Genomic DNA, 19,700 nt, shown 5'->3' on the forward strand with positions numbered 1-19,700 from the left:
CCGCAGCAGCCACCTCCTGGCGGCTGCCTCCTCGTCGTTTGGTCATGTACAGCGCAATCTGTTGAGCGGTGAGGGGAGCAGGCATGGCCCGGTGCCCTGCGCATGGCAACCGGATTCAGCGCAGCCCCTCTGGAGCGGTCAACCTGTTTGGCGCGACCCCTCAACCAGATTGTCGTCGGACAGGAACGCAACCGCTGACTACCCCGCTATCTCGGGATCTATAACGGCCACAGGTGCCACATGACTATCGGTGGCCTCAGCCCTCAGCTGTGCGTCCAGCGACTACTGATCGCTGAATGAGCTGGTGAGAAAACACAACTAGAAGCGGGCACTCTGAGCTCACAGGTTTTGTCCAGCGGCGTCTTGACGATCAACTAGTCATGTCGCCGGCAAGGTCAACCTTCAACTTTATACCGGCAGCGTGCCTTTCTCAGGAGGCCCGACGACGAAGGGATCCAAACGCCACCCTCACTGGCTTTGCTGGCGAGCCAATGGAGGCACGGAACTGCGGAGGGTCAGTTTCTTCTAGCTCCTCTCTCGGCTTCAGAGGCGACAGCATCACCGAGCAATTCTCTGGGTCAAGCCTGCAGCCAAAGGGCAGATGGAATTCATCAGTTGAATGCACACCATTCTACTGATGAAAGAACACCATTCTACTGTTTTCGTAAAAATGTTCGTCCATGAACTGTTGCAGAAATCAGGGCTTGCCCCTTTCCATGCCAGCTTAACGGCCCTCAACACCTCAAAATAGTTGTGGCGGCATGGTTATGCCTGTTTCAGGAGACCCTAGGATCCCAGACAGGGCTTCCATCTCGGAGGGCACCACTCTATTGCACGCAGGCCAGGCAACTCCTTATCCTGACTTCAAAAGAGCCCCAACGGCATCACGTACGTGATAGCGAGGACGCCTTTTTACCTCCTTGTAGACGCGACCAAGGTATTCGCCGATTAAGCCGATAGCAAGCAACTGGACACCACCTATTGTGGTGACAACCACCATCAAGGAAGGCCAGCCCTGAATAGTTCCTCCCCGGACATAGTCAGCAATAATTAGAATAATAGTAATGCAAGAGGCTGCCGACATAATCACTCCTAGATATGCAATATACCTGAGAGGCTTGTAACTAAGGGAGATTATGCCATCAACAGCAAGTGACAATGATTTACGGAAGGGATACTTGGAGCTACCCGATTGTCGGATTTTACGATCATAGTATACACGTTCCGTTTTATAGCCTAATTGTGGAATCAGTCCTCGGAGGAATAACGAGTTTTCCGTATATCTAAGCAATTCAGCAAGAGCCCTGCAAGACATCATCCTAAAATCAGCATGACCGGGAATAATCTCAACTCCCATGAAGACCATAAAGGAATAAAAGAAATTTGCAAAGAAGCGTTTCGTTGCAGAATCAGTGCTTCTATCAGCTCGAACACCATAGACAATGTCAAATCCCTGCCGATAAAGCAACAACATATCCCTGCAAGTTCTGATATCATCCTGAAGATCGGCATCGATTGAGATGGATACATCAGCCAAGTCAACCACTACTGACAGGCCCGCCAATAGGGCAGCTTGATGCCCCTTGTTACGTGACAGCCGAAGCCCATTAACCCGTGGATCTTGATCTATCCAAAACTGGATCCCCTTCCAAGTGGCGTCTATACTGCCATCATCCACAAGAAGAATGCCGGATCCGTCCCGCGCCGCCAAATCACTCAAATTGAGTTGATCCAGCTCAGATAGCAGAGCATTGACTGTTTGACCAAGTACCTCCTCCTCATTGTAACAAGGCACAACAAATAAAACAGTGGGGACAGGGCGTAGTTTCATGGCAAAGAGAGTTGGCTAGAACCGAATATCAGTTCTCAAGGGAACCGAGCAACCGCAGAGAGATCTTTTTGGTAGTCATACGGTAAACTTACTGCAGTCAGCCAGGAAAGGCAAATGCAACAACAACGTCCTCAACTAGCTGACTGCTGATGATGCCTTGGTTTGGCTTTGGCGAAATCAGACGCTTCTTGCTGGGTGGCTCGCTGAATACAATCATAGGTTCAGCTTCCATAGCTGTACTGCAAATGATTAGCAACAATTTATTGGTTTCCAATGTGGGTGGATATATAATTGGTAGCATTTCAGGCTACGCAATCCATTCAACATATACATTCAAGACCCCCAGGTCCAAGAGCACAGCAAAAAACTATACCCTAATCATCGGCATCAGTTATTTTGTAAATTTGGGCGCACTTTATAGTGCCTATGCCATGACCGGCAAGGCCCTGTTATCTCAGGCGATTGCCATGGGCGCTTATATCACGGTTAGCTTTTTATTGCAGGCGCGATTCGCATTTCCGGTTAATCTTAGAAAAAGTCCCAAGCCATAACAGAATTTTCGAGCACTAGATCCAAGATCAAGCCATAAGCTTATCCCTCAAGATGGACTCCAGGCCAGCCAGATCCTCATCGGTGATCTTGGTCTGCATCGGGCAATGCTTGGGGCCACACATCGAGCAGAATTCGGCCTGTTTGTAGATGTCAGCGGGCAGGGTTTCGTCGTGGTACTCGCGGGCGCGTTCGGGATCAAGGGAGAGCTCGAACTGCCTGTTCCAGTCGAAGGCGTAGCGGGCGCGGCTGAGTTCGTCGTCGCGGTCACGCGCACCCGGGCGGTGGCGGGCGATGTCGGCGGCGTGGGCCGCGATCTTGTAGGCGATCAGGCCTTCACGCACATCTTCAGCGTTGGGCAGCCCCAGGTGCTCCTTCGGTGTCACGTAGCAGAGCATGGCTGTGCCGTGCCAGCCGGCCAGCGCCGCGCCGATGGCACTGGTGATGTGGTCGTAGCCGGGGGCGATATCCGTGACAAGCGGGCCCAGCACATAGAAGGGCGCCTCGCTGCACTCCTCCATCTGCTTTTTCACGTTGAACTCGATCTGGTCCATTGGCACGTGGCCCGGACCCTCCACCATCACCTGGATGTCGTGCTCCCAGGCGCGGCGGGTGAGCTGGCCGAGGGTCTTGAGTTCGGCCAGCTGGGCGGCATCCGACGCATCGTGCTGACAGCCCGGACGCAGCGAATCGCCCAGGGAGAAGCTGCAGTCGTAGCGCTTGAAGATCTCGATGATGTCGTCGAAGCGCGTGAACAGCGGGTTCTGGCGGTGGTGATGCAGCATCCACTGGGCCAGGATTCCGCCGCCGCGGCTGACGATGCCCGTGAGGCGTCCCTTCACCAGCGGCAGGTGCTCGATCAGCAGGCCGGCATGGATCGTCTGGTAGTCGACCCCCTGCTGGCAGTGCTTCTCGATGATGTGCAGGAAGTCGTCTTCGTCGAGCTTCTCGATCGAGCCGTACACGCTCTCGAGCGCCTGATACACAGGGACGGTGCCGATCGGCACCGTGGAGGCGTTGATGATCGCCGTGCGCACCTCATCGAGGTTGACACCGCCGGTGGAGAGGTCCATCACCGTGTCGGCGCCGTACTTCACAGCCAGACGCAGCTTGGCCACCTCTTCCTCCAGATCCGAGGCATTGGGGGAGGCGCCGATGTTGGCGTTCACCTTGCAGCGGCTGGCGATGCCGATCGCCATCGGCTCCAGGTTGGGGTGGTTGATGTTGGCGGGGATGATCATGCGGCCCCGGGCCACCTCCTCCATCACCAGCGATTCGGGCAGATTCTCCTTCTTGGCCACATAGGCCATCTCTTCGGTGATCAAACCCTGGCGGGCGTAGTGCATCTGCGACACGTTGGCGTCGCCGCGTCGCTTCTCAATCCAGGCGCTGCGCATGATCGACTCGAGAAAGGGGGCGTTCGGACCGGGGGCCGCTGGGAGGCGAGGGCACAACTCCGGATCCGGGCGCCACCGGGACCGATCGGACCGCGGTTGCTTTCGGGACACTTCCCTGCGCCGGCATGACCCGGATCAGGTTCGGAGGGTGTGATCTCAGCCGGGGCCAGTGGCGGTCTTCCGGATGGAAACACGCACGGGCCAGGCACCCCTAGTGACGACCAAAACCTAGCAAGCCTGGCCAGAAACGGACTCTCAGCTCTGAAGACCATTGAGGGCCGCCGCCACCACCCGATGGTCCGGGTCCTGCTGCAGGCCGATCAGCCTCTGCCGTGCCGACTCGGCGATCTCGACCAGGTCCGCGCTGGCACCGGACTCCCGGACGATCCGGCCGAGAATCTCGGCACCGCCCACCCGCACGCTGCCATCGGCATCGGCGATGGCCATCTGGGCCAGTTCCAGCAGCACCTGGGGCTCGATCCCCGGCTGCTCCGCCAGGGCCGAGAGGATGCTGCAGCGCACCAGCCACTGGTCGTCGCCAGTGAACGACCGGCGCAGCAGCGGCCAGGCCCTCTCCACCCCGTAACTGGCCAGGGCGTTGGCGGCCTCGGCGCGCACGTTGGCATCCTCATCGCCGCTGAGGGCCGCCGCCAGCGCCTCCCAGCCGGCCTCGCTGCGCTTCACCCCAAGGCCCGCGCAGCTGATCGAGCGGACGATGAACGGCTCCTGCTCCAGGCCCAGGAGCAGCAGGGGCACGGCCTGCTCCGCCTCCAGCCGGCGCAGCCCCACCAGGGCCGGCAGGGCGCGGGATGGATCACCCGAGACGATGGCCTGGCGAATCTCCTCGGGGTTCAGGCCAGCCGGGCTGGCGGAATCTGGATCGGCCATGACCTGGACTCGGTGTTGGGTGACTTCACCCTCCCACGCCGTTCGTACGATCGCTGCCGGGGGCCTGTGCCGGTGTCGCCTCCTGCAGCGCCTCCAGCCGGGTCCGGCGCCGCCGGGCCCGGCTCACCCCACTGCTCACCAGCAGCCCGGTCCCGATCAGCAGGGCCGGCACCGCCTCGAGCCGCTGGTTGCCTCGGCGGGAGGCCATGCTCACCAGTGCCAGCAGGATCAGCAGCGGGGCCGAGAGGGCCAGCGCCATCCTCAGGGCTGGACGGGACCGGCTCAAGCCTGGCGCTCCATCCAGAGCAGCAGGCTGAGGGTGAGCACCTGGACACCCACCGCCAGAGACCCCTCATCGGGATTGAAGGCGCCGTTGTGCAGGGCTGCGCAGCCCCTGGCCCCCGCCACCCCCAGCCGGAACATCGAGCCCGGCGCGGCGCTGAGCAGTTGGGCGAAGTCCTCGGCCCCCAGAGACGGTTGATCCAGGCGCAGCACCTGCTGGGGGCCCAGCAGGGCCTGGGCGGCTTCCTCGACGATGTCGGTGAGAGCAGGGTCGTTGTGCACCGGCGGCGAAATGCAGCGATAACGCACGCGGGCCTCGCCCCCGTATCCCCGGCAGATGGCGTGGACGGTGTCCTCGATCCAGGCCGGCAGCTCGGCGTGCACGGTGGTGTCCAGGCAGCGGACGGTGCCCAGCAGGCGCACGTGATCGGCGATCACGTTGAAGGCCTTCCCCCCCTCGATCCGGCCGAAGCTCACCACCACCGGGTGCAGAGCATCCAGCCGGCGGCTGATCGCTTCCTGCAGGCCGCTGACCACCCGGGCCGCGATCCAGATCGCATCCGTCGACTGGTGGGGCCGTGCCCCATGGCCCCCTTCCCCCAGCACCTCCACCTCCAGCTCACCGGCAGCGGCGGTGAGGCTGCCGCTGCGCACGCCGATCGTTCCCACCTCAAGGCTGGGGAACACATGCAGCCCGAACAGGGCCTGCACACCCTCCATGGCCCCATCGGCCAGCATCCAGGCCGCCCCCTGGGCGGTTTCCTCCGCCGGTTGGAACAGCAGCCGCACCCTCGCGCTCAGTTGTCCGGCCAGGGGAGCGAGCAACCGCGCCACGCCCAGGCCCACGGCGGTGTGGAGATCATGCCCGCAGGCATGCATCAACCCCTGCTGGCTGGAGGCGAAGGCCAGGCCGGTACGTTCCTCCACCGGCAGAGCATCCATGTCGACCCGCACGGCGACCAGCGGCGCCTCCACAGGTCCCAGCTCGCCCACCACACCGGTGCGGCCGACCCCTTCGCTCACCTGCCAGCCGAGCAGCCGCAGTTCACCGGCCACCAGGGCCGCCGTCTGGTGTTCGGCACCGCTCAGCTCGGGGTGGGCATGGATGTGGCGGCGCAGACCGATCAGCTCGGGGGTGGCCTGCTCCAGAGCCCTGGCCAGATCCAGCCTCTGCCACAGATCCGCCGCTGTACCGCTGGATCGGGGTGGGGCGGCAGAACTCATCGCTGGACCAACTGGAGAAAATTCTCGAGAGCCTGAACCGGGCCAGGGGGCCAGCGTCGGATCTCCAGCAACCATTCTGGCTGGCGGTAGCGGGGATCCAGTCCCGAGGCCGCCGCCCAGTTGCTTTCCGCTTCACCGACGGCGCCCCGTTGCCAGAGCAGAGCCGTCAGGGCCGCCCGTGCGTCAGCGAACAGGGGGTAGCGGCGCACCAGCTTGCGCAGGTCCCGCTCCGCCTCGGCGGGCTCCCCGAGCTGAAAGGCGGCCAGGGCTGCGCTCGAGCGGGCCATGGCAAAGCCCGGCCGGGCCGCCGCCGCCGCCTCGAAGCAGTCTCTGGCCTGATCCCAATGGCCAAGGGAACCCTGCACATTGCCGAGGTTGTAGAGAGCTGACGCCTCGTCAGGATCCCGCTCGAGAATCCAGTGGTAATCGGCGGCGGCCCGGTCCCACTGGCCCAGGGCCTCTTCGGCGGTGCCGCGGTTGAGGTGGGGATCGGGGTTGAGGGGATCGAGCGCCATCGCCCGCTCCTGATCCGCGATCGCCTGCTCGGCCCGCCCCAGAGCCAGCTGCACATTGCCATGGTTGCTCCAGGCGGCGGCATCGTCGGGAGCCTGCTCGAGCACCTGATCCCAGAGGGGCAGGGCATCACCGAAGCGGCCCTCGCGGCTGGCCGCGAGGGCCTTCTCGAACAACTGCGGCAACGGCTGGGAGCGCTGCGGCGTTGCAGGCGGCGCCGGTGCAGCGGGGCTGGCCCAGAGCGGTCCTGGAGCCGGCAGCAGCAGAGCCAGCCCCAGGCCGGCCGCCAGCAGGGCCCTGCCCATGGCCCGCAGGCCTGTCACGGTCCTGAGCAGGAGCTGCCGACACCAGCCAGCCATCAGGCGGCCTCCGGCCAGCCCAGATGGCGCCGAGCCGCCTCGGTGGCCACGCGCCCCCGGGGGGTGCGTTGCAGGAAGCCGAGCTGGAGCAGAAACGGCTCCACAACGGTTTCCAGGGTGATCGGGTCTTCGCCGAGACCGGCGGCCAGGGTGTCGAGGCCGACGGGACCACCGCCATAGCCACTGAGCAGCAACTCCAGAAGACGGCGATCGCTGGCATCGAGGCCGCGGGCATCCACCCGGTGCAGGCTGAGGGCCTCGGCCACCAGGGCCGGCCCGATGCGCGCTTCCCCCTGAACACTGGCCACATCGCGCACCCGCCGCAGCAGGCGGTTGGCGATCCTGGGCGTGCCGCGGCAGCGGCGGGCCACCTCGATGGCCGCCTCGGCCTCCAGCACCAGACCGATCAGCCCGGCGGCCCGCTCGACGATCGCCCGCAGGTCCTCGACGGTGTAGAACTCCAGCCGCTGGATCAGCCCGAAGCGGTCGCGCAGCGGTGAACTGAGGGCACCGGCCCGCGTGGTGGCGCCCACCAGGGTGAAGGGGGCGAGCGGCACCGCCCGGGTGCGGGCCGTGGTGCCCCTGCCCACGGTGAGATCGAGGCGGAAGTCCTCCATCGCCGGATAGAGCAGTTCCTCGGCCACACGGTTCAGCCGGTGAATCTCATCGATGAACAGCACCTCGTTCGGGCGCAGGTTCACCAGCAGACCGATGATGTCGCGCGGGCGCTCCAGGGCCGGTGCGCTGGTGATGCGGCAGCGCACCCCCAGTTCCTCGGCCAGCACCAGGGCCATGGTGGTCTTGCCCAGGCCGGGGGGGCCGTAGAGCAACACGTGATCGAGGGCTTCGGCCCGCTGGCGCGTGGCCTCCACGGCGATGCCCAGCACCTGCTTGAGCTCGCTCTGGCCGATGTAATCACTCAGGCGGCGCGGCCGCAGCCCGTCCTCCCGGTTGGGCAGTGGGGCTTCCTCTTCGGCCGTCAGCGGATCCTGGCTGGGACCGGTTGACCGCTGGCGCGGATCCAGCAGCCGTGGGGGCGGCTGGGCGCCGGATCCGGCTGCGGAGGAGACAATCGCCATGGCCCCGAGAGTAGGCAGGCCAGGCCGTGGATAGGGTCAGCTCAGCAGAGGGGAGGTCGATGGCCAAAGGCGCGGGCAAGAAAGCGGCCAGGGCGGCACGGGATGCCTCCAACCGGTTGCTGGCCGACAACCGCTTCGCACGTCATCAATACGAGATCCTCGAAACGCTGGAAACCGGCATCGAGCTGGTGGGCACCGAAGTGAAGTCGATCCGGGCAGGCAAGGCCAACCTGCGCGACGGCTTCGCCCTGATCCGCCATGGTGAACTGCAGCTGCACAACGTGCACATCTCGCCCCACAGCCACGCGGGCGCCTATTTCAACCACGAGCCTCTGCGCACCCGCAAGCTGCTGGCCCACCGCCGCGAGATCGACAAACTGCGGGTGGCTCTCGACCAGAAGGGCCTCACCCTGGTGCCCCTGAACCTGCACCTCAAGGGCTCCTGGATCAAGCTCACCCTGGGGCTGGCCAAGGGCCGCAAGCTGCACGACAAACGTCAGGAGGAGCGCCGCAAGGATGCCGACCGGGAGGTGCGCTCCGCCCTGGCCCGCCTCTAGCCATACAGTCCCAGCAGTTGCGGGGCACTGGGATGTCGGCACTGACGCGCTGTCTTCAGGAAGAAGCGGCCGCCATCGCCGCCGCCTCCGGGCGTCTCGATGCCGGGCAGGTGGACGCGGCCCTGGTGCTGCTCGACCGCTGCGCCGACCAGCGCGCCAAGCTGGTGATCACCGGGGTGGGCAAGAGCGGCATCGTGGCGCGCAAGATCGCCGCCACCTTCTCCTCGATCGGGCTGATGGCCCTCTACCTCAACCCCCTCGACGCTCTGCACGGGGATCTCGGGGTGGTGGCCCCCGAGGATGTGGTTCTGCTGCTCTCCAACAGCGGCGAGACCCAGGAGCTCCTGGAGATCCTCCCCCACCTGCGCCGCCGCGGCACCGGCCGCATCGCCTTGGTGGGCCGGGTGGCCTCCAGCCTGGCCCGGGGCTGTGAGGTGGTGCTGGACGGCTCCGTCGACCGGGAAGTGTGCCCCCTCAACCTGGCGCCCACCGCCAGCACCGCAGTGGCGATGGCGATCGGCGATGCCCTGGCGGCGGTGTGGATGGAGCGACGAGGGATCTCACCGGCGGATTTCGCCCTGAACCATCCCGCCGGAGCCCTGGGCAAGCAGCTCACCCTCACGGTGGGGGATCTGATGGTGCCCACCGCCCGGCTCCATCCCCTCGAGGAGTGCGCGAGCCTCAGCGAGGTGATCGCCGGGCTCACCGGCGGTGGGGTGGGGGCCTGCTGGGTGCGCCGGGCCGACAACGACTGCCTGCTGGCCGGGCTGATCACTGACGGCGACCTGCGCCGGGCCCTGGAGCAGCATGCGCCCACCACATGGGGTGAGCTGCGGGCCACCGATCTGATGACCGTCGATCCGATCACCGTGGCGGCCGACCTGCTGGCGGTGGAGGCCCTGGAGCGGATGGAGCGCAACCGTCGCAAGCCGATCGGTGTGCTGCCGGTGCTGGGTGAGGGGGGGCCGATGCTGGGGCTGCTGCGGCTTCACGATCTGGTGCAGGCGGGCCTGACCCCTTCCGCCGGTTGAGCGCTCAGGCGGGGGCGTCCGCCGCGATGGCGCGGGCCTGCTCCAGCTGCTCGGCGGTGTCCACCGAGAGGAAATCGCCTTCCACGGGGAAGGTCCCCACCGGGATGCCGGCCTCGATCAGCCGCAGCTGCTCGAGCTTTTCGATCTGCTCCAGCGGCGAGGCGGGCAGACCACTCCAGCGCGCCAGCACATCGGCCCGGTAGCCATAGATCCCCACATGACCCCAGTAGGGCGCGTGCTCGGACCAGTCGGCGGGCTCGACGCCGCGCACGTGGGGCAGGGCCGACCGGGAGAAGTAGAGGGCGCGGCCGTCCGCCGCCAGCAGCGTCTTGACCACATTCGGGTTGTGCACCTTCTCCGCCCCCATCCGGTACACCGGGGTGAGCACGGAAGGGGCCGGCATGGTGCTGGCAAAGGCCTCAGCCATGGCATCGATCACGGCCGGATCGATGAACGGCTGATCCCCCTGGACGTTGATGATGACCGTGCGGGCGGGATCCAACGGGGCAGCGCCCGGTCCGGCGACGGCGACGGCGGCCTGGGCCATGAGCGCGTCCACCACGGAAGCGAGCCGGTCGCTGCCGGAGCTGCAGGAGGCCGCCGTCATCAGCACGGGGAAGCCCCAGGCGTCCGCTTCCCGGCGCAGCAGGTCGCTGTCGGTGCAGAGCACCACCGCTGCAGCCCGCCGCGAACTCCGGCAGCACTCCAGAACCCGCCGCAGCATCGGCTGTCCGCCGATGTCGGCCATCACCTTGTTGGGCAGACGGGACGACTCGAGCCGGGCGGGCACCGCCACCAGGGAGGTCCAGGGGGCCGCTGCCTCCTGCTGCAGGTCCGCCTCGTTCACCGCTGGTGCCGGCCGCTGATGCGGAGCCTATCGCCAGGCCGCCGTGAGCTCCCGGGCCTGGTGCACCAGCTGCTCCACCTGCCAAGTCGGCGCTGCGGCCCGCTCGCCCGAGGCCACGGACCGGTAGAGATCGGCCACCCTCCAGGCTTCGCTGGCGGGGTCCTCGCCATGGCGCGGAATCAGGTGCACATGCAGATGTCGGGCCCCTTCCCCGAAGGCGATGGCGTACACCCTCCCGCAGCCGGTGAGGATGCGCACCAGAGCGCTGCAGCGCTGCAGCATCGGACCGAAGGCCACGGCCTCGTCCGGCTGGAAGTCGATCGGGCCACCGAGATGGCGGCGGGCATCCAGCAGCAACCAGCCCGCCAGGGGGGCCGGCCGGGGGTGATGGCGCAGCAGCCAGGGCCCGAGGCGAAGGATTTCGTCGCGGGCCAGCGCCTCCTCATCGCCATGAAGGCGACAGATCCCGCAGGGGGCCTGGCCGCTTGGCGGACCGGAGCCCTCCTGCGAAGCTGCGCTCAGCTGCGGATCGCTCATCACTGCCGTTCCTCCCGGTTCCGTGCCCGTGGTGCTCAGCGTGGCGTACCACAGCCTCGAGGCCCTACAGCAGCTGGGGGCCGATCTGGCCCGCCAGAGCCTGCACCCCTTCCGCTGGCTGGTGGTGGACAACAGCCCGGAGTCGGCACCGCTGCGGGCCAGCGACCTCAGCGGCGGCGGCGGCCTCCCGCTGGATCTGGTGGCGGGTCGTGAAGGGGATGGCTTCGGGGCGGGCTGCAACCGGGGCTTCGAGCACCTTTCCCGCCAGGGCTGGGGGGGCTGGATCTGGCTGCTCAATCCCGACACCGCCCTGCCAGCCGGAGATGAACTGGAACGACTGAGCCTGGCCCTGGCACAGCTGCCGCCGCGAGCCCTGCTGGGCACCGCCGTGCGCAGCGGAAGTGGCGAGCTCGAGCCCAGCGGTGGCTGGATCGATCCCGGCCTCGACTTCCGTCGCCGCCGGGTGGGTGAGGCCGTCGCTGCCGGCCAAGGCGGCGGCACCGTGCAGCTCGACTGGCTGAGCGGCTGCAGCCTGGTGATCCGGCCAAGCGCCCACATCCCATCGGCCCGCTTCGATCCGGCCTTCCCCCTCTATTACGAGGACATGGACCTCTGCCTGCGGCTGTCGGCGACTGGCGCCCCGGTGCTGTGGTGGCCCGCGCTGGCGGTGACCCACCAGCGCGGCGCGGGCAGCCACACCCCCAGCGAGCGGCGCCAGCGGCTCTCAACGCTGAGCTACCTGCGCTTCCTGCGCCGCCACAGGCCCGGCTGGGTACTCGCCCTGCGCAGCCTGCGGTTGCTGGTCATGACGCTGCTGCGGCTGCCGAGGCGGCCGAAACGCAGCTGGGCGACGCTGGTGGCGATGGTGGAAGCCATGGCTTCCTTCCCCAGCCACGATGCGGTGGAGTCCCCAGGGCGATGACTGCGGCGATCCCCCTGGCCCTGTTCAACGGCAGTTATCTCGGCGTCCGGCCCACCGGCATCGGTGTGGTGGCCAGGGAGCTGGCGGCGGCCCTGGATCCGGCCCTCGTGCCGCTGCTGGATCCCTGCGGCGGTGACCGGCCCGGCAGCCTGGCCATCCCCGCCAACCTCTCGCCCGAGCACGGCCGCGCCGGCCACCTGCGCCGGCTGCTCTGGACCCAGCGGGAGCTCCCGAAACTGCTCCGCCGCAGCGGGGCGCCGCTGCTGCTCTCGCCCCTGCCGGAAGCCCCCCTGGGGCGGGGGGTGCGCTCCGTGGTGCTCGCCCATGACCTGCTGCCCCTGCGCTATCCGCAGCTCACCCCACTGCTGGCGTACCACCTGGCCTATGTGCCCCTGGTGCTGCACAGGGCGGTCCGGGTGCTCTGCAACTCCGAAGCCACCGCCCGGGAGGTGCACCAGCGACTGGGGGTTCCCGCCAAACGGCTGGTGCCGATCCGGCTGGGATTCAGCCCGGGCCTGCTGCGGCCCCTGGGGCTGGAACGGCAGCCGTTTTTTCTGGTGCTCGGCCGCCACGACCCCCACAAGAACCTGGAGCGGGTGCTGCGGGCCTTCGCGGGGCTGCGCGACCGCGACCACCGTCTGGCCCTGGTGGGCCCCCAGGATCCCCGCTACACGCCACGCCTGCGGCGCCTGGCCAGCGAGCTGGGCATCGCCGGCCGCTGCGACTGGCACCACTGGGTGAGCGACCAGGAGCGGCTGAACTTGCTCAACCGCTGCCGCGGACTGGTGATGGCCAGCCTCTGGGAGGGTTTCGGGCTGCCGGCCCTGGAGGGGATGGCCTGCGGCGCCCCCGTGATCGCCGCTGAGGCCGGGGCCCTGCCGGAGGTGGTGGGGGAGGCTGCCCTGCGGGTGGATCCACGCTCGGTCGCAGCAATCTGCGCGGCCATGGACGAGCTGATTCACTCCACCTGGCTAGAGAAAAAACTGTCGGACGTCGGACCGATCAGGGCGCAACGTTTCAGTTGGCAAGAAACTGGAGTACAGGTCGAAGCCGTGCTCCAGTCGTTGCTGTGAAGACATAAATCCTGCAAGGCAACTGTGGCAATCACAAGGTCAATTCAGGGACCATCACCTCGACCCAATAACCGGGTTGATTCGAAGTGTTTCATCGTAACAATCGCCTAAACTCACAGCTTTTTGACTTGGATCCCAGAAACTGAACCAGCCCCTAGAAGAGCTTCCCTACCCGCGAGACCTGACCAGGAGAAGCCCCATGAAACGCAAACGCCACACACCCGAGCAGATCATCCGCAAGCTGCGCACCGCCGAGGAGCTGCTCAATCAGGGCCAGACTGTTGCCGAGATCCTCAGAACTTTGGAGGTGTCCGCACCCACGTATCACCACTGGCAGCAGCTGTACCGATGAATAATGGTCCTGAGTTCATCGCCTATGCACTGCAGAAGTGGTGCACAGGAAAAGGAAAAGGTATTGGCATTGCAGCATCTGATCGAGTACAACACGTACAGATCACATTGGTCACTCCACAGGCGTACGCCCATGGAAATCATCCAGCAATGGAGCGCTGAAATTCGTCACTACCCCCCCATGGAGCGGTAGCCGTTGAGGGTGGATGGCCTGCTGATGAAAGTGACCCAGCCCCGATCAATCGTTCTATGATCATTTTTACATAAAGCCCCTGCACACTTGCAGCCGCTGCTGAAGCAGCTTCCTGTCCTGCGAGGATCCCATTCCAAGAGCTGGCCCCTTCCGCTCTCTGAAGGTCCGGAGCTCCTGCCAGGAGCTTCTCCGCCCGATGACCACTGCGATGATTCCCGTGCTGTGTCGATGGCTTCTGTCAGTGACGACCCTTCTATTGCTTTCCGGTTGCGGAGGGAGGCAACAGTTGGCACCACGGGAACTTGCCCTACGCTTCACCATCGGAGCCAAGACCCCGGTCACCCACTACGACCTGATGGGAGAACGGCCAATTTCCTTCACGGTTGATGAAGAGACGCTCAGCTGCCGGGGCAATGCAGGCTTCTCCCAATTTGTGCCGGAGGCACCAGTTGAGATCCGTGATGAACGGGGAACCCTCATTGGCAAGGCGGAGCTGGGCCCGGGCAGAGTCACGCTGACCTCGCCGGATCAGGAGGGCAGGAATCGCTATCAAGCCTGCACGTTCGAGCAGAGAATTCCCCTCAATGGGCCGGCACGCATTTATAGCATTCGAATTTCGGGGGAGAGGTTCGTGCGCCGCGAACACATCTCGACGCTGCTGCGCACAAACGGGGAAATTCGCTACTTCACAGACTAAGCCTCTTCCCGAACCAGAAGCGTGGAGCAGAAAGGAGCCGCAAGAAAAGTACCGAACAATATCATTAATACTGGCACCTTTATCATACCCAGCTCCACCATGTTGAACAAGAAAAGATAGAATACAATAGCGCTGCCGCTGAATAGCAGCAAAAGGGATGGCGATCGATCCGCCTTGGACATGTTCTTGATCACACGCCACAGAATCCAGCTCATGGCCGGTAGCAGGAAAAGGGTTCCTACCAGACCAGTCTCGGCCCAGATCTGCAAGATCAGATTATGGGCGTGGCTGAGGCTTCTGCCTACTGCCTCTGCCGGGCACATCCCCCTCATGACACTGCCGTATCCCACTCCATAGATGAAGCGGTTGTTACCAGTAAAGGGAAGGCCCAGGTAACAGGAATACACCCTGATCCGGCTGGCGTCATTCTCCAGGTTCTCCTCCCCGTACATCTGATAAAGCCCAGCGGACAGCATCGGATCAGGGGAAGACATAATCAGTACCGACAGCCCAACGGCAAGCGCCAAAAGGAGTAAGCCACCAGCGATTATGATTTTTTTATGCCGTAAAAGAGGGTTACTGCTTCTCACCGCTTCCATCGGCCTGCGGCACCAGAGCAGCAGAGCGCTCAGCAAGAGCGCCACCAACAGCATCGCAATTCCGGCCCTGGAATCGGCCGCTCTTAACAACAGCAGACTGGCGCCCAGGGAACCAGTGAACAGCAACCTTGTCCACAAGTTTCGACTGGCCGCCAGGCTGGTTCCACCACAGAGCACCGCGAGACCTGCCAGCAGGGCTGTCTGGTTTTTGGTCAGTGCCAGAGCGTGATATTCGATCCCAAAACGGACAAAATCAAACACAACCTGGAAGTTGCCGATGACACCGATCAGAATCCCCACGGCCACTGCCCCCATCGTGCGCAACCACCAGCCTCGCCTCTGGCCGTAGCCACAGAGAAAGGCCGCAACGATCAACACCATATCCATATGGGAGGAGGGAATCGTGCCCTCATCCAGCACCACTTGACGCACGTTGAGCATCAGCATCCCCAGGACAGCCAGGGACCAGGGTCGTGAGGATGCATGCCCCACTAGGACCAAAAACATCCACAACAATCCACAGGCGGAGCTTGGCTGCAGGTTCTCCGTGACGAACAGCAGAGCGATGGCCAGGCACAACAGGATGGCCTGACCTACTCCGGAGATCCCTCTCAGGCTTAGGGATGGCATACGGAGAAAATCTGAAACACCCTGCCGGCCGCCCGCACCGATCGAAGGGCGGGCCTTCATTCCAGCCCTTCGATCGGTGCCAGGTGGGGATCGAGAATCTTCGGACCCATCCCTTCAAACTTTACGGCGATCGAGATCTTCTCACCCGAACCGAAGCGATGGGTCACGATGCCTTCACCGAAGCTGTCGTGCCGCAACCGGTCTCCCACGGACCAGTCCCTGGTATGGCCCCGTCGCCGCTTGGTAGTAGCCGGATCGCCTCTGGATCCCCCAGAGGCCACCTGGAGGTTGTCTTCACGATCCACTCGGGTCAGTCTTTCTAGCCGCTGGTCCCGCCGCAGGGCCGCACCACCACTACGCGGGATGTCCCCCTGGATCAGGTCATCCGGCAGTTCCGAGAGAAACACCGAGGGCAACGCCGGCTCGCGCATGCCCCCCCACAGACGCCTCTCGCAGGCGTGGGTCAGGAATAGCCGCTCCTTGGCCCGGGTCATCCCCACGTAACAGAGCCGACGCTCCTCCTCAAGGGAGGAGGGGTCGTCGAGGGAGCGGTAACTGGGGAAGAGACCCTGCTCCATTCCCACCAGGAACACCACAGGAAACTCCAGGCCCTTGCTTGCGTGGAGAGTCATCAGGATGACACGGTCAGCGGCGGTGTCCTTGTCATCGGCATCGCTAGAAAGGGCCGCTGAAGCCAGGAACCCTTCCAGGCTTGCCTCCTCATTCTCCTCCTGGAACTGTAGTGCCGCATTCACCAACTCCTGCAGGTTGCGCCTGCGCTCTTCGGCCTCATCGTCGGCCTCTGCGATCAGTTCGGCCACATAGCCGCTCTGCTCCATCACCCTTTGCACCATTTCAGAGGGCGAGGCGTCCTGGACTCGCCGCCGCAAATCGTGAATCAGTTCGCTGAATTGCAACAGACCCCGGGCGGAGCGGCCCGCCAGGGAACGTACCGCCTCCTGATCGCTGACCACCTCCCAGAGGGGCACCCCCAGCTGGTTGGCGACATCGGTGAGCCGTTCCAGGGTGGTCTTGCCGATGCCTCGCCGCGGCACATTGAGCACCCGCAGCAAGCTGACATTGTCGGCCGGATTCACCAGCAGTCGCAGGTAGCCCAGGATGTCCTTGATCTCCCGCCGGTCGTAGAAACGCAGCCCCCCCACCACCAGGTAGGGGATCCCCCAGCGCACCAGCGCTTCCTCCAGCGCCCGCGACTGGGCATTTGTGCGATAGAGCACCGCCATGTCTCCCCAGCGCAAATCCGGGTGGGCCGCCTCCAGCGTGCGCATCCGATGCACCACCGCCTCGGCCTCGGCGATCTCGTCGTCGCAGCGGGTGAGCCTGATCGGTTCCCCCTCGCCGCGGGTGGGCCGCAGGATCTTGTCGATCCGTTCTCGGTTGTTGGCGATCAGGGCGTTGGCCGCCTCCAGGATGGTGGCGGTTGAGCGGTAGTTCTCCTCCAGCTTCACCATGGTGGCGGTGCTGTCGGCGCCGGCCCCATCGCCGAAGTCGTCCTGGAAGCCCATCAAGATGGTGAAGTCGGCCGCCCGGAAGCTGTAGATGCTTTGATCGGCGTCCCCCACCACGAACACCGAGCGGCCGCTCCAATTCTCGAACGTCTCGGGATCCTGACCATCGGTGACCAGCAGCTTGATCAGTTCGTACTGGGTGCGGTTGGTATCCTGGTATTCATCCACCAGCACGTGGCGGAAACGGCGGTGCCAGTAGGCGCGCACCTGCTCGTTCTGGCGCAGCAGCTGGACGGGTAGCAGCAGCAGATCGTCGAAATCGAGGGAGTTGTTGGCAGCCAGGGCGCGGCGGTAGAGGCGGTAGGCCTCGGCGATCTTGCGGTCCCGCATCCCCTGGGCCTGGGCCTCCAGCTGCTCCGGCAGCCAGCCCTGGTTCTTGGCGTTGCTGATCGCCCAGCGCACCTTCTTCGGTTCGAAGCGCTTGGGATCCAGCTGCATCTCCTTGGTCACGATCTCCTTAACCAAGGATTGGGCGTCCCCCTCGTCATAGATAGAGAACTGGCGCGTCCAGATGAGACCCTCGGGATCCCTGAACTTGTCGACGTCGAAACGCAGCAGGCGGGAGAAAAGGGCGTGGAAGGTGCCGATCCAGAGATCCTTGATCACCTCCTGGTAGACGCGGGCCCGCAGCTGGCGCTGCTGCAATGCCGGCAGAGTGCTCCAGGGCTGGCAGAACTGGCTCTGGGCCAGGCGTTCGGCTAGCAGCACCTCCAGCCGCTCCTTCATGCCCCGGGCCGCCTTGTTGGTAAAGGTCACCGCCAGCAGCTCGGCTGGATCCACACCGTGGTGACCGATCAAATGGGCGATGCGATGGGTGAGGGCCCGGGTCTTGCCGCTTCCGGCACCCGCCACCACCAGCAGGGGGCCAGTGTGATGATCCACTGCCCGGCGCTGGGCTTCATTGAGGCCGGAGAGAAAACCATTCGAACCGTTGGCACTGGACCCGAGGGCCCTGAAGCCGTTGGCACTTGGACCGTCGGAGGATGGGTTGTTGCTGGCCATGCCACCCAGACTAAAGGGCGGTCACGGTGCAAAAACGCCTGGGGAGCCTGAACGCAGCCCCGTCCCCACTCCGATGACAGGGAAACGAACGGTCGGTTACTCTATTAACCATTTTAATTAAAATCAAGCTGAGGTTCGCCAAGTGACCGATAAGCCGGATCACAATCGTCCGAGTTGCGTAGATAGATGGCTTCGGAAGTTCGGGGCCGAACGGGAAGAGCTTCTGCTGGTTGGCGTCAGCCTGACGACAGCCCTGCTCACCCTGGCGACCTTGCCGGGGCATTATGCCTCGTTCCGGCATCTGGATGTAAGACACAATCATCGATTATTGAATTCAGTCCGCGCCTGGACTGATTATGGGTTCTGGAACCTGGGAGGCTTTCTGAACTTCGAGTACGACTACACAGGCCCGCCGCAAGAAAATCTTTTACTATACAAGTCCCACGTCTCCCTTTATGCTCTCCCCCACTATTTTGCCTATTCCCTGGCAGGCGAGCGCGGTTACTGGTTGGTCGTCGGCTGGATACCGGTTCTCTCGGCCCTGGTTATAGCCCTCTCGCTTGCGGTGATCGCTTTTTGCTCTACTGCCAGTCTTGTTGCTGACTCGGTGCCTGGGAGAAGATTTCGCGGTACCCCGTGGGTCGCGGGGGCCGCGGCGTTCTCGATCGCCTTCACCAGTGAGCCGATCTGGAGCATGGCCTGGGACACCTTTGATGGATCCCTCTCGATCCTCCTGCTGATCGTCTCTGGCGCAATCGCCATCGGGAGAGGGAATCGGCCCCTTTGGAATGGGCTGTCCACGTCCTTCCTGCTGCTTTCCGCCCTAGTCTGCGGCCGCTTCGGCATCTTACTCGCCATCGTCTTGATGGTGGTGAAACTGACCACCTCAGGACGACGACTGAGGCCTGGGAAGAAGGGCATGAGCCTCGCGGCGGAGGAGCAGCCCTGGCTTCGATGGCCGGTGATCACAGCAACGCTCCTCCTCGGAGCCGTTCATTACCTGAGAGTGTTCGTCTACGAAAAATTTCTGGGCTTTGCGCTGCACGGCCAAAACCCCTGGTATCGCCTCGGGTTCACCCATCTGTTCAAGGAACAAGGTCAGGCAGATATAGACTATCAAACTCCACTTAGCGCCTTCACCTTTCTATGGCGCCAGTCGGAGGAAGCCATAGGCCTGCTTCCACCATATATGAACAGCTACCACTTTCTGATCTGGACATTTGCCGTGCTGAGCTTTGCTTTTCTGGCCTCAAGAAAACGATATTTTCCAGAAAAGTCCTATTGGGAGGTCTTTCTGCTTCTGCCGCTGATCTGGTCGCTGCTTCTCAATCAGTCAACAGCAGAACATCCAGATCTCACAGCAATATTCTGGCTGCCAGCCTACGTACTTGGCCTGTCATCTGCCCTGTCATGGCTCTACCGTTTTCTATGCCACAGATTACGAAAGGCTGCTGCTCTGTGGTGGACTGCAAGTTGCCTCTACCTGCTTTTTCTCTGGCAGATTCAGTATTTCCTGCGTGCTTATCCCCAGCTCCATTGAGCGATGGAGTGCAGCGCTCCCTGAGGTGGGTGCCTTTATAGACAGTTCTGGCCCCTGTCATCATTAACTC

At 63.8% G+C, this 19,700-nt stretch carries 19 protein-coding genes and 1 riboswitch; of the genes, 8 read left to right on the plus strand and 11 right to left on the minus strand.

The genetic code is table 11. The features are described 5' to 3' along the window. Positions 1-853 precede the first annotated feature (853 nt). Positions 854-1,831: a glycosyltransferase family 2 protein gene (locus VB734_RS00005; RefSeq protein WP_197166357.1), complete on the minus strand. Its 978-nt coding sequence runs from the start codon at positions 1,829-1,831 to the stop codon at positions 854-856. Between the two features lie 152 nt (positions 1,832-1,983). Here VB734_RS00005 and VB734_RS00010 point away from each other — a divergent pair, with 152 nt between their 5' ends. Continuing rightward, positions 1,984-2,382, plus strand: a complete 399-nt coding sequence (locus tag VB734_RS00010) for a GtrA family protein (protein WP_323242849.1) — start codon at positions 1,984-1,986, stop codon at positions 2,380-2,382. 27 nt (positions 2,383-2,409) lie between these two features. Here VB734_RS00010 and thiC read toward each other — a convergent pair whose 3' ends face one another. From thiC to ruvB, 6 genes are all read right to left on the minus strand, one after another. Next, complete coding sequence (gene thiC / locus VB734_RS00015) at positions 2,410-3,777, minus strand: phosphomethylpyrimidine synthase ThiC (protein WP_197167185.1); 1,368 nt, start codon at positions 3,775-3,777, stop codon at positions 2,410-2,412. A 95-nt stretch (positions 3,778-3,872) separates the two neighbouring features. Then, positions 3,873-4,000: riboswitch (TPP riboswitch) on the minus strand. Between the two features lie 32 nt (positions 4,001-4,032). Beyond that, positions 4,033-4,665: a HEAT repeat domain-containing protein gene (locus VB734_RS00020; RefSeq protein WP_197166361.1), complete on the minus strand. Its 633-nt coding sequence runs from the start codon at positions 4,663-4,665 to the stop codon at positions 4,033-4,035. Positions 4,666-4,690: 25 nt separating this feature from the next. After that, the gene (locus VB734_RS00025; RefSeq protein WP_323242850.1) at positions 4,691-4,951 is read right to left on the minus strand and encodes a DUF3188 domain-containing protein; all 261 of its coding nucleotides are present in this window, start codon (positions 4,949-4,951) and stop codon (positions 4,691-4,693) included. After that, positions 4,948-6,171: an amidohydrolase gene (locus tag VB734_RS00030; protein ID WP_231594905.1), complete on the minus strand. Its 1,224-nt coding sequence runs from the start codon at positions 6,169-6,171 to the stop codon at positions 4,948-4,950. The genes VB734_RS00025 and VB734_RS00030 overlap by 4 nt, the downstream gene beginning before the upstream one ends. Beyond that, positions 6,168-7,043, minus strand: coding sequence for a tetratricopeptide repeat protein (locus tag VB734_RS00035; RefSeq protein WP_197166363.1), 876 nt, complete (start codon positions 7,041-7,043; stop codon positions 6,168-6,170). The genes VB734_RS00030 and VB734_RS00035 overlap by 4 nt, the downstream gene beginning before the upstream one ends. After that, entirely contained in the window at positions 7,043-8,122 is a 1,080-nt protein-coding gene (ruvB, locus tag VB734_RS00040; protein ID WP_197166364.1) for a Holliday junction branch migration DNA helicase RuvB, read from the minus strand. Before ruvB ends, VB734_RS00035 begins: the two co-directional genes overlap by 1 nt. Before the next feature lie 59 nt (positions 8,123-8,181). Here ruvB and smpB point away from each other — a divergent pair, with 59 nt between their 5' ends. Continuing rightward, positions 8,182-8,679, plus strand: coding sequence for an SsrA-binding protein SmpB (gene smpB / locus VB734_RS00045; RefSeq protein WP_197166369.1), 498 nt, complete (start codon positions 8,182-8,184; stop codon positions 8,677-8,679). 32 nt (positions 8,680-8,711) lie between these two features. Then, positions 8,712-9,710, plus strand: a complete 999-nt coding sequence (locus VB734_RS00050) for a KpsF/GutQ family sugar-phosphate isomerase (protein ID WP_197166371.1) — start codon at positions 8,712-8,714, stop codon at positions 9,708-9,710. Between the two features lie 4 nt (positions 9,711-9,714). On the opposite strand, the gene kdsB is transcribed toward VB734_RS00050, so the two are convergent. Both kdsB and VB734_RS00060 read right to left on the minus strand, forming a co-directional pair. Further along, positions 9,715-10,557, minus strand: coding sequence for a 3-deoxy-manno-octulosonate cytidylyltransferase (gene kdsB / locus VB734_RS00055; protein WP_197166373.1), 843 nt, complete (start codon positions 10,555-10,557; stop codon positions 9,715-9,717). A 27-nt stretch (positions 10,558-10,584) separates the two neighbouring features. Beyond that, entirely contained in the window at positions 10,585-11,094 is a 510-nt protein-coding gene (locus VB734_RS00060; protein ID WP_197166375.1) for an HIT family protein, read from the minus strand. A 22-nt stretch (positions 11,095-11,116) separates the two neighbouring features. On the opposite strand from VB734_RS00060, the gene VB734_RS00065 reads away from it, so the two are divergent. The 4 genes from VB734_RS00065 to VB734_RS00080 all read left to right on the plus strand — a co-directional run bounded on the left by VB734_RS00065 (position 11,117) and on the right by VB734_RS00080 (position 14,330). Then, positions 11,117-12,016 carry a glycosyltransferase family 2 protein gene (locus tag VB734_RS00065; RefSeq protein WP_197166377.1) on the plus strand — a complete coding sequence of 300 codons (900 nt, stop codon included), beginning with the start codon at positions 11,117-11,119 and terminating at the stop codon, positions 12,014-12,016. Then, complete coding sequence (locus tag VB734_RS00070) at positions 12,013-13,089, plus strand: glycosyltransferase family 4 protein (RefSeq protein ID WP_197166379.1); 1,077 nt, start codon at positions 12,013-12,015, stop codon at positions 13,087-13,089. Before VB734_RS00065 ends, VB734_RS00070 begins: the two co-directional genes overlap by 4 nt. A gap of 199 nt (positions 13,090-13,288) precedes the next feature. Continuing rightward, positions 13,289-13,441 carry a transposase gene (locus VB734_RS00075; protein ID WP_197166387.1) on the plus strand — a complete coding sequence of 51 codons (153 nt, stop codon included), beginning with the start codon at positions 13,289-13,291 and terminating at the stop codon, positions 13,439-13,441. A 388-nt stretch (positions 13,442-13,829) separates the two neighbouring features. Beyond that, on the plus strand, positions 13,830-14,330 hold the full coding sequence (locus VB734_RS00080; protein ID WP_197166389.1) for a hypothetical protein: 501 nt from the start codon (positions 13,830-13,832) through the stop codon (positions 14,328-14,330). On the opposite strand, the gene VB734_RS00085 is transcribed toward VB734_RS00080, so the two are convergent. After that, positions 14,327-15,619, minus strand: coding sequence for an O-antigen ligase family protein (locus VB734_RS00085; protein WP_197166391.1), 1,293 nt, complete (start codon positions 15,617-15,619; stop codon positions 14,327-14,329). The genes VB734_RS00080 and VB734_RS00085 overlap by 4 nt on opposite strands. Next, entirely contained in the window at positions 15,616-18,090 is a 2,475-nt protein-coding gene (locus VB734_RS00090; protein ID WP_197166392.1) for a UvrD-helicase domain-containing protein, read from the minus strand. The genes VB734_RS00085 and VB734_RS00090 overlap by 4 nt, the downstream gene beginning before the upstream one ends. Positions 18,091-18,232: 142 nt before the next feature. Here VB734_RS00090 and VB734_RS00095 point away from each other — a divergent pair, with 142 nt between their 5' ends. Continuing rightward, the gene (locus tag VB734_RS00095) at positions 18,233-19,630 is read left to right on the plus strand and encodes a hypothetical protein (RefSeq protein ID WP_197166393.1); all 1,398 of its coding nucleotides are present in this window, start codon (positions 18,233-18,235) and stop codon (positions 19,628-19,630) included. The last annotated feature ends 70 nt before the right edge of the window (positions 19,631-19,700 follow it).

This window comes from Synechococcus sp. BA-124 BA4 (assembly GCF_034931165.1).